Raw genomic sequence first — 9,842 nt, forward strand, 5'->3', positions numbered from 1 at the left:
CACTAACTCTCGAAGTGCCCGCCCTACCTGATCATAGCCACCCAGTTGCTCAAAATCAGCGCGCAGAAAAACATCCTGCTTAGTGCGACTAATTTGCTGTTCAACCTGTTGCTTTAAACTTAACTTTGGCACAAGGCACCTCCGGTATTACGTTGCATCAGCTTAGCAAAAATACGACAAACACCCAAGCAAAAATACGACACTTTACTTAGTTATCATAAAACTACACATTTAGCATGCCTTTAGTGGCAATGGATGTTTCCTGTTATTTGAACGACAAATCAAGCAATCGAAAAATGGCGGGTAAAGTGGTGGGTAAAAGCACAAAACAACCAACAAATAAAAAACCAAATATATGATTTAATTCATAAAAAATTTAAAAATCCACAAGAAAATTCAAAATGTCGAATAAGCAACAAAGCGCTGTAGTGGGCTTAGCCAGCCACAAATAAACTGCTGCATCAAATAATAATAAAAAAGCTGCTAAGTTCCTTAGCGGCTGCCATTTACAATTCGGTCTTTGCTGACTATGTTTAATAGCAGCCATACCCCTGTGAACAATTGCGCTCAGGCCTTATAGCTAAAGGTTTAGCCGGGTGCAATACAGGATATCAAGGACGACATATGCTGTTTCAGACAGTCCATACAGCCGGGTTAGCTATTTACCTGGTGTACTTTTTTCTTTTTCTGATCGCCAGCCAGATCCCGCGCACTAACTCCGGTTGCAGCTGGTGGGCGGCAGCCATTTTTTTTCTTTTATCGCCCGCCTGGCATTTTTAGGGATTCATTCCGACGAACTGGTCAATGCCGTACTTTTATATTCAATGCTGATCCTGCTGGAAAAGCTGATGTTAATGATTGGCGTGGGCCGGTTCTTTGGCAGCTGGCTGCCAAGCCGCTTGCTGATAGGCATGGTGCTAATTATGCAACTAAGCTTGCTGTTTGCTCATCTGTATCAGGTGCCATCCTGGCTTTATGCCAGTGGCCTGGCCATGTTTAACGCACTCTGTTTAGCCGTCGTCACCATTACCATAAGCCGGGGCACTGCAGCCATTCATAGCTACATTAAGTATGTCATCATACTGTTAAGCAGTATGATGCTAATACATTGGCTGGTGTATGTGCCGGTATCCCGGTTATTATTCGAGCAATGGCGGGTGCTGTCATTTATCACCGGCACCACTTTGGTCATGCTGATGTATACTGCTTTGCTGGCAGCAGTGCTATCGATGTTTCACAAACGTTTGTTGGAATCTGAAGCAAAAGCACTGGATATGGCCTACAAAGATCCGCTCACTGGCCTGAGCAATAAGCGCTATATTGATACCTTATTTGGTCAGGCATTGCATCTAGCTACCCGCCCGCATCAGGGCATTGCCGTGTTTTACATCGATTTAGATAAATTTAAACCTATTAATGATCAGGCTGGTCACAAAGCCGGTGATCTGGTGTTAAAAGATGTCGCCTATCGCCTGAAGAGCTGCATTCGTAGTACTGATATTTGTGCCCGTATTGGTGGTGATGAGTTTGTGGTAATCGCCACACAATTAGATCAGGCCAGCTCTACCGAGGAGATTGCCCGTAAAATTTTACAAGCGTTTAATCACCCATTTAGCGTAAATGGTCAGCAATATCTGATTGGTGCCAGTATTGGTATCAGCATTTACCCGCAGCATGGTAAAGACTTTAATGAGTTACTGGAGAGAGCCGATAGCGCAATGTATCAGGTAAAGCAAACCGGTCGTGGCGGCTTTAAGTTGTATCAAGCTTAAAGCATTTACGCCATTACCCAGCTTTGCTAGCATGCCAATTAAGCCTTTTAACCTGAACGAGCCAAAATGACATTGAATACAATCACTACCTGGTATCTGGCTTATCAGGGTAAAACGCCTGAGCTACCCACATGGCCTGCAGGCAGCCTGCTAATGGAAGCAGAAATAGCCAGCCCTGAACTAAGTCAGTTTTTATTTACCGCCGTTGGCAACCACTGGCGCTGGTATAGCAGGCTTAGCTGGGATTATGGCCACTGGCAAAGCTATTTAGCCTCTGGCAGGGTACGAACCTGGGTATTGTATTGTCGCGGCACACCTGCTGGTTACATCGAGCTTTGTCAGCATAATGATAACCCCGGTGAAACCAGTGTGGAGCTGAAGTTCTTCGGTTTACTGCCTGCCTTTATCGGCCAGGGGCTGGGGCCAAAGCTGGCTCAGGCGGCCATAAGCCTGGCACGGCAATGGACAGCGGGCAAAATATGGGTCCATACCTGCAGTGCCGATCACCCGGCGGCACTGGCTACCTATCAGAAGGCCGGCTTTGTGATGTACCACAGTGAGCAAGAAACCGACACTATTCCTGTCAACTACCTTGAAGCCGCCCTATGCCGGCTGTATGTGCAGTCAAGACTGCAATACTTTGCGCCGGCTAAAGGGTAAAACAGCTAATCTGGCTTGAGCTTTTTAGCTGTGAGTTTTAAATTGCTTAACGTTTTGCTCCAGCGTTCTGGCCAGCGCTTCTAACTGTTGGCTGGCAGCAGTAATTTTGCTGGCTTCCTGTTCGGCTTGCAATGCAGCTTGAGTGATTTGGCCAAAGTTACGGTTAATTTCAGTGGCCACTACAGATTGCTCTTCTGCTGCGGTGGCAATTTGCATGTTCATATCACTTATTTTCGACACAGACAGGTTAATGGCATTCAGCGACTCGCCGGCGGCTTGTGCCTGATTAACACTGACTTCAGCCTGGGTTTTCCCTTCATGCATTACTGCCACCGCTTTTTGCGAAGACTGTTGCATTTTATCAATGACCAACTGAATTTGCCGGGTCGATTGCTGAGTACGCTGCGCTAAATTACGTACTTCATCGGCAACCACCGCAAAGCCCCGGCCCTGCTCACCGGCGCGGGCAGCTTCGATAGCAGCATTTAATGCCAGTAAATTGGTTTGCTCGGCAATGCCCTGAATCACATCCAACACAGAGCCTATTTGCCGACTATCTTCCGACAAATGGTTAATCACCTCAGAGGCTTCAGTCACTTTATTGGCCAGTGCATTGATACTGGTTTGCGTCTTAGTCACTTCAGACTGACCAGCCATAAATTCACTCATCGCTGTTTGCGCTAAACCGGCAGCATCACTGGTGTGACTGGCTACTTCAGATACCGTAGATGACATTTGATTAATGGCAGTGGCGCCCTGATCAGTCGCTATTTTTTGCCGGCCAATTGACTGCTCATTTTGCTGAGCATTAAGTAATAAGGACTTAGAAGCAGCAGTTAATTTCGCGGCCGCTTCCATTGAGTTTTGTGTCATCTGTGTCAGGTGAGCCGTTAACGCTTGCACCGAACTCAAAATACTATTTGACGAAGGCACGCTTATTTTAGTGGTTAAATCACCGGAAGAAATCTTTTTAATAACAAAGACAGCATATTCAGGCTCTCCACCAATGGTTAGCTTAAGTCGGTTTACTGCGCGGTAAGCGATAAAAATTCCAATAATAAAAGCGATAGCGGTAACGGTGAGCATGACTCGCTGGAAACTATTTGTTTGTTCGCGCGCTGTGCTTACTTCGTGCTGAATGAGTTTTTCCTGGTAATCAATCAGGTTGTTAATGCGCTTTAACCATTCGCTGTAGGAAGGCGAAACAGTGTTTAATAAAAAGCGGGTAGCCTCATCGAACTGATTGCTGTTTATCTGCTGTAATAAGGTGTCGGTCAGCGCCAGCGTAGAACGCTCAATGTCTTTAATATTTTGTAGTAGGGCGACTTCGTCAGGACTGTGGCGCACGGTGGCGTACATGCTATCAAGCGTTTTAGCTGAGCTCTGATAAAATTCATTCAGACGGTTAATGTCTTGCAAGTGCACCCGCGCTTTATTGCTATCACGCACTAATACTGCATCACGAATTGATATGGCTCTGTCATGCACGCTACCAAGAAAATTGATGGCCTGGCGCTGCTCTACTGCAGTTTGCTCAGACAATTGCGTCAGGCTTTTATCAGCCACCCCGATTTTCTGTAAACCAAACAAGGTAATGCCCAGCATTATCAGTAATAACACGGCAAAACCTGCATACAAACGATTGATTATTTTCATAGACTACCCTTAACATTTATTTGCAAAGCACCTTTAACTGTGACCGCAGATAAAAACCACCCCAAGTACATCGGGCGTAATTTAGTATAATGCAAGTGAATGGCTGACTAAGCAATACAGGCCATTAATTAATCATCAAATTTCGGAATTGGTATTAATATAGGTCGATAATTTTTTATAAAGTATCTGCATATCAATCTTCTACATGTCATTCAATTCTGTAGTTTGATGTCTATGTTAAATATTACAGCTTTATCGGAGGAGCTATGAGCACAACAAGCCGCCACCCGGAATCTGACTGCCAGATCCAGCAAAGCTGCGACAGTGACAAACAAACAATAGCGCTGATTATTGAAGCTAAGCCAAAAGATTTAGGCGGTTTTAGCGTGCGACGCAGCTTGCCGGTACGTGAATGCCGCAGTATCGGCCCCTGGCTGTTTTTTGATGAAATGGGCGTGGCAGTGTTTGCTGCCGGCACAGGCGTCAATGTGCGGCCTCACCCGCATATTAATTTAGCCACTGTTACCTACCTGTTTGAAGGAGAAATACTGCATCGTGATTCACTAGGCAGTTATCAGGCCATTACACCGGGCGATATTAACCTGATGGTGGCCGGTAAAGGCATAGTGCATTCTGAGCGGGAACGGCCAGAAGTGACCGCACGCGAACACAGACTGCATGGCCTGCAGCTTTGGATGGCGCTGCCAGAAGCCGATGAAGAAACCGAGCTGGCGTTTTACCATTACCCGTCTGCACAGATCCCTGCAGTGAACCTGGATGGTGTGCCGGTGAGGGTGCTGATTGGCAGCGCCTATGGCCTGCAGTCGCCCGTCAAAACCTTTTACCAGAACTTATACCTCGAAGCTGAACTACAACCCAGCCAAAGCCTTACACTACCCGACTGCGCTGAACGCGGGCTTTACATTGCTGCTGGCCAGGTTAGCTTGCAGCATAGCCTGATAAATGCACATCAGTTGGTGGTGTTAACCGATACCAAGCAGGTGGTCATTAAAGCGCAGCAACCAACACACATTGCGCTGATTGGAGGTGAGGCCATCGGCAAAAGGTATATGGAGTGGAACTTTGTCTCCAGCCGCAAGGAGCGGCTAGAGCAGGCAAAAACCGACTGGCAGCAGGGACGTTTTGCCAAAGTGCCGGGTGATGAACAAGAGTATATTCCTTATCCTTAGCCGCTTAAGCGCAGTGGCAACTGCAAACTAAAGCAGGCGCCCTGCCCAGGTTGACTGGCCAGCTGAATATGTCCCTTGAGGCTGTTGGTCACCAGGTTGTACACTATGGCCAACCCCAAACCACTGCCGCCCTGACCGCGGCGGGTGGTAAAAAATGGCTCAAACACCCGCTTTTTCACCAGGTCGTTCATGCCTTTACCATTGTCTTGCACCTGCAACAACAGCTGATCCCCGGCCAGCGCGTTGGCCCGGATCACTATACTATGCGGCAGAGGCTGCCCGGTAAACGCATGCAGACAGGCATTGATCACCAAATTTGTCAGCACCTGGGCAATGGCACCCGGATAGGTATAGAGGCTGATCTCTGCCGGGCATTGCACGTCAAACTCGACGCTATAGTCCTTGGTGTAAGGCCGCAACGATACCAGAACAGATAAGATGTATTGCCGCAGGTTAATCTGTTGCAGGTCATAGTGTACCTGATCAACAGAGGTTTGCTTAAAGTTGCGGATAAGCTCATCAGCACGCATTAAATTGCGCTCGGCAATGTGCTGGCTTTCCAGAATCTGCAGTAAGCTATGTTCTAATTTGGAGCGGGACAATTCATTAGCACTAAGCTTTTGCAACAGCCGCTCGGTCAGCTCCTTACTGGTTGAATTAGCCGTTAAGGCCACGCCAACAGGGGTATTGACCTCATGTGCTACCCCCACCACTAGTGTACCTAATGACACCATTTTTTCGGCTTCGACTAACTGCGCCTGAGTGGCCTTGAGCTCGGCAATGTTAGCTTCTAGCCGCTCGGTGCGTTGCTGTACCTTTAGCTCTAACTCAGTATTCAGTGCCATTAGCTGCAACTGGTACTGACGTTTTTGGCTGGCGGCCAGTGCCCTGCCGTATAAATCGGCCAACACGGCAACAAAGCTGGTTTCATCAGCTTGCCAATGCCGGGGGGCCCCGGTCTGCTCACAGCAAATAACGCCAATCATGCTACCGGCATGGCGAATGGGCACATCCAGCATAGAATAAATATCGCGGGGTTTAAGGTAGGGATCGCTAAACTCTGCCGTTGCGCTATGGCTGCGGGCGTCATTAGCAACAATGACCCGCTGCTCTGCCAAGGCTTTAAAATAATTTGGGAAATCATTCCGATGCAGAATTAACTCTTCTACTCTTTGCCATTGTTGCTGATCCAGCAGGGCGCGACAAGCAATGCCATGTTCGTCCGGTAAATACAACCAAATACTGACGCGACTCACCTGCAACCCCTGCTGACAAGCTTGTAACAGCATTTTTTCTGCCTGCGGCAACTCCCCCGAATCCAGCAGAGGGTTCATTGACACATCCAACAGTATATTTTCCAGCGATAATTGCATGGTTCTGAGGTAAGCCTTACTAAGGGTTTAAGAACTTCAGTAAATGAGCTTAGCAAGCTTTTCCGAAAAAGGGCAAATTCTTGACATTCGCCAACTATACTTCTGCTGTACACACTCCATGGGTTCAGTATCAACGCCTAAAAGTTACAGCTTTGTCGTAACCAGTAGTCTCAGGTTGCAAGTGTAACCCATTGTAATCAATTGTGTTGTTTTGACAACAGCCCTTCTTTGTTTCTGTAATTTTGCGTAGGCTCAGCCACTTATTAATCAAGTAGGTAGGGTAGAATGTTAATGAAATTTCGTGTAATCACCTTGGGTGTGGCTATGTTGTTTGGCTTAGCGGCCTGTGGTGGCAGCGCTGATAAGGAAGCATAAAAGCCCGAGTTTAGCCAAAGCTATCTGCAGTTTTATCATGGGGCATCAAGTCAGGAACCGGTGCAGCTGCAGCTGAATGACAGCCAGCTGTCTCAGCTCAACCTGGGGCAAGCCTCCACATTACGTACGTTAGAGAATGTTGAGTATGACGTCAGCTTTACCTCAGTACATAGCCAGCAACTGCTGCTGGAAGACAGCTTAACCCTGAAAACGGGTTATAAACATTTACTGATCCTGGCAGAAGATCAGGGTGAACCCAGCTTGTTATCAGTGGCATTTGATCGCAACGCAAAGCTTGATCAGCAATTTATGCTGACCCTGACCAACCTGTCTCAGCAGTACCCGCAACTGGATATCCATTTAGCTAAAGCCAACGACGATTTTTCTAAAGCCGAATTAATTGATCAACTCAGTGCATTAGAAGTGAGCTACCCAGCGGAAAAGCTGGCGCGCGGACATTACAGCCTGTTTTTAACTGCGGCAGGGCAGCAGCAGGTGCTGTTCCACAGCCAGAGTTTTAACTTTCAATACAACAGCACTTACAGCCTGATAGTGCGCGACCAACAAGGGCCGCTGGCTGAGCAGTTGGTGGTAGATTTGCTGCTTAACTCCAATGTCACTGATCAGCTGGTACACCGTTTTGCGCCAGCGCAGTTCCGCTTATACAACAGTATGCAGCCGGTACAGATTAGGCTTGATCAGGCGCCACTGATGTCGTTAAACCAGGCAGAGTTCAGTGACTACACTGAGTTGACGCAGGGCGATTATCAGTTATCGGTAGAGGATGAAGCGGCCAACCCGCTACTCAGTAATCAGTTACTGAGCCTGCAACAAGCCCAAAGTAAAGTTGTCGTGTTGTTTCAGGACAGCGCAGGGCAAGCCAGAAACCTGCAATACCTTGAAGCCAACCGGCCGCAGCGGCATCAGCATGATGTCACCGTAATCAATACCAACCACACCTTTGAGCAGCTGCACCTGTACTTTGTGCGCGAACATGAGACCATTCAGAATGCCCAATATAAGGTGCAAAAACTCGCTATAGGTGGCAAACAGCAGATCCGGCTGCCCTCTACCCCAGTATCCCTGGCGCTCACGGCTGTGAGTAGCAATGGCAATGAGTTATTACTGGAGAAAACGGCACTGCAAACCTTGCAACAAGGCCGGCACTATTTAATCAGCCTGGAGCACGACCCGGCCAGCCCCAATGATGTCAAATTAAGGCTGATTTACTAATCTCACCGCGATATGGTAACAGACAACCTGGATCTGGGTTGTCTGTTGCTGTTTGTTGCAAGCTTCATTTAAACATCAAAATTTAGTGTGCCACTACAATGTCGCACTTGGCATTATGAACGGTGTTATGGTCGACGTTAGCTTACTGGAAGATATTTCTGCTGCCTTACACTATAGTGCAATAAACAAGAAATAATATGATGGCACTACCTATCCATCAGCAACATACTGGTAATTACAATGCGCACAATTCTGTTGTTGATGTTCATCTTTTGCGGCCAGCTCAGTGCAGAGCAAAAAACGCTCTCTGTCGCCGTTAATATTGGCCCGCCCTGGGCGTTTTTTCAGGAAGGTACAGGCGTAACCGGCATTGATGTTGAAATCATCCGCCACATTTTTAAGGAAATGGGCTATCACACCGAATTTCACCTGCTGGGTTATAGCCGGCTGATTAAAGAGTTTAATGAGGGCAAGTATGATGTTGCCAGCCCCGCCGCCTTTGCCTCTGAACAGGGCCATTTAACCGACAAATATCTGCCGTTTCACGATGTGGCGGTATCTTTAGATACACATCAGCACAACATTAATGACATTGCAGATTTAAAAGGTAAAAAAGTCATTGCCTATCAATTTGCCAGCTCAGTACTGGGCGAGGCATTTGCCAAGGTAGTGAAAGACGCCAATTATTTGGAGGTCGCTGAACGGGAATTACAGTTAACCTTGCTGGTAAACGACAGAACGGATGTGGTGATTGGCGAGCGACGCTTATTAAGTTATATCCTGCAACAGCATTATCCAAATCATAAACTGACCATCCACCCGATTTTTACCATTCAGGCTTATGGCGCTATTGTCAAAGACCCACTGTTACAACAGCAGTTTAATAAAGAACTTGCCAGGCTTAAAGCGTCGGGCATGTACGAGCAAATACTGAGCCAGTGGCCTTGAAATTCCTAGTGCCCTGTATTTTGAGTTCGCTGACAATTAAATTAATTCTTCAAATTTTGAGCTAGGATCCATCCGCTGATGCAGTATTCTCGCCACGTCAATGCCGTGGTCAGCAGGCAAATAATAAATGCAATGTTTACCCGACGGAAAGCTTTTTACACCGACAAAAATGTCGACTCTAGTCCTCCCTAAATTGGGGTTGTGCGCCAAAGTCACCAGCGTATTATGTATATTCTGCATATAGATTTTGGCTTGTTGCACGCCCCACAGGGCAATAGTAGTGGCAACAATTTCCTGAACATCGATCTCAGCTAGTGGTGAAAGCTGATATTCAGCCATTAACGCTATGCTCCACCTCAGCAAAAATATCTAAAACATTTTTAGACGATTTTTTGCCTGCCGCTAACTGCTCAACTCCGCGTAATACTTCTTGCTGTAAAAGCTCAAGCTGTTGTTGTTTAACAAGATCTCTTTCAAAGAGTAATCTTAAAGCATCCCGTATAACTTCGCTAGCGGAGGTATAGAGCCCCGAAGCAAGCTTTTCATTGATCCGTTTTTCAAATTCTGCGCCCAACGAAATATTCATATTCCACCTCACAAAATCAAACACAACATAAGCATAATATGCGCATTAA

Annotated in this window: 9 protein-coding genes; 5 read left to right on the forward strand and 4 right to left on the reverse strand. The window is 46.9% G+C overall.

Features of this window, described 5'->3' with window-relative positions; all coding sequences use genetic code 11:
- Positions 1-731 precede the first annotated feature (731 nt).
- Together V7D78_RS14995 and V7D78_RS15000 are read left to right on the forward strand one after the other, a co-directional pair.
- Positions 732-1,772, forward strand: a complete 1,041-nt coding sequence (locus V7D78_RS14995) for a GGDEF domain-containing protein (RefSeq protein WP_333609266.1) — start codon at positions 732-734, stop codon at positions 1,770-1,772.
- A 66-nt stretch (positions 1,773-1,838) separates the two neighbouring features.
- A complete protein-coding gene (locus V7D78_RS15000; protein WP_333609267.1) occupies positions 1,839-2,432 on the forward strand; it encodes a GNAT family N-acetyltransferase in 594 nt (197 codons plus the stop codon).
- A gap of 24 nt (positions 2,433-2,456) precedes the next feature.
- Here the strand turns inward: V7D78_RS15000 and V7D78_RS15005 are convergent, their stop codons facing one another.
- A complete protein-coding gene (locus V7D78_RS15005; protein WP_333609268.1) occupies positions 2,457-4,088 on the reverse strand; it encodes a methyl-accepting chemotaxis protein in 1,632 nt (543 codons plus the stop codon).
- 266 nt (positions 4,089-4,354) lie between these two features.
- On the opposite strand from V7D78_RS15005, the gene V7D78_RS15010 reads away from it, so the two are divergent.
- Positions 4,355-5,278, forward strand: coding sequence for a pirin family protein (locus tag V7D78_RS15010; protein ID WP_333609269.1), 924 nt, complete (start codon positions 4,355-4,357; stop codon positions 5,276-5,278).
- Here the strand turns inward: V7D78_RS15010 and V7D78_RS15015 are convergent.
- Positions 5,275-6,651, reverse strand: a complete 1,377-nt coding sequence (locus tag V7D78_RS15015) for a sensor histidine kinase (RefSeq protein ID WP_333609270.1) — start codon at positions 6,649-6,651, stop codon at positions 5,275-5,277. The two genes, V7D78_RS15010 and V7D78_RS15015, sit on opposite strands and share 4 nt — an antisense overlap.
- 399 nt (positions 6,652-7,050) lie before the next feature.
- On the opposite strand from V7D78_RS15015, the gene V7D78_RS15020 reads away from it, so the two are divergent.
- Together V7D78_RS15020 and V7D78_RS15025 are read left to right on the forward strand one after the other, a co-directional pair.
- Positions 7,051-8,259 (forward strand): hypothetical protein, encoded by a 1,209-nt coding sequence (locus V7D78_RS15020; protein WP_333609274.1) that lies wholly within the window; start codon positions 7,051-7,053, stop codon positions 8,257-8,259.
- Between the two features lie 240 nt (positions 8,260-8,499).
- Positions 8,500-9,207, forward strand: a complete 708-nt coding sequence (locus V7D78_RS15025; protein ID WP_333609271.1) for a substrate-binding periplasmic protein — start codon at positions 8,500-8,502, stop codon at positions 9,205-9,207.
- A gap of 36 nt (positions 9,208-9,243) precedes the next feature.
- Here V7D78_RS15025 and V7D78_RS15030 read toward each other — a convergent pair whose 3' ends face one another.
- Together V7D78_RS15030 and V7D78_RS15035 are read right to left on the reverse strand one after the other, a co-directional pair.
- A complete protein-coding gene (locus tag V7D78_RS15030; protein ID WP_333609272.1) occupies positions 9,244-9,546 on the reverse strand; it encodes a type II toxin-antitoxin system RelE/ParE family toxin in 303 nt (100 codons plus the stop codon).
- Positions 9,539-9,793: a type II toxin-antitoxin system ParD family antitoxin gene (locus tag V7D78_RS15035; protein ID WP_333609273.1), complete on the reverse strand. Its 255-nt coding sequence runs from the start codon at positions 9,791-9,793 to the stop codon at positions 9,539-9,541. The genes V7D78_RS15030 and V7D78_RS15035 overlap by 8 nt, the downstream gene beginning before the upstream one ends.
- Between the last annotated feature and the right edge of the window lie 49 nt (positions 9,794-9,842).

The sequence above is a fragment of the Arsukibacterium sp. genome, assembly GCF_036735525.1.
Classification (GTDB): Bacteria; Pseudomonadota; Gammaproteobacteria; order Enterobacterales; family Alteromonadaceae; genus Alishewanella.

What these genes read in the sequence shown, in the direction of transcription:
- V7D78_RS15015 (WP_333609270.1), bottom strand. Translation starts at nt 6,651, where the DNA reads ATGCAATTATCGCTGGAAAATATACTGTTGGATGTGTCAATGAACCCT.
- V7D78_RS15025 (WP_333609271.1), top strand. Translation starts at nt 8,500, where the DNA reads ATGCGCACAATTCTGTTGTTGATGTTCATCTTTTGCGGCCAGCTCAGT.
- V7D78_RS15010 (WP_333609269.1), top strand. Translation starts at nt 4,355, where the DNA reads ATGAGCACAACAAGCCGCCACCCGGAATCTGACTGCCAGATCCAGCAA.
- V7D78_RS15030 (WP_333609272.1), bottom strand. Translation starts at nt 9,546, where the DNA reads ATGGCTGAATATCAGCTTTCACCACTAGCTGAGATCGATGTTCAGGAA.
- V7D78_RS15035 (WP_333609273.1), bottom strand. Translation starts at nt 9,793, where the DNA reads ATGAATATTTCGTTGGGCGCAGAATTTGAAAAACGGATCAATGAAAAG.
- V7D78_RS15005 (WP_333609268.1), bottom strand. Translation starts at nt 4,088, where the DNA reads ATGAAAATAATCAATCGTTTGTATGCAGGTTTTGCCGTGTTATTACTG.
- V7D78_RS15000 (WP_333609267.1), top strand. Translation starts at nt 1,839, where the DNA reads ATGACATTGAATACAATCACTACCTGGTATCTGGCTTATCAGGGTAAA.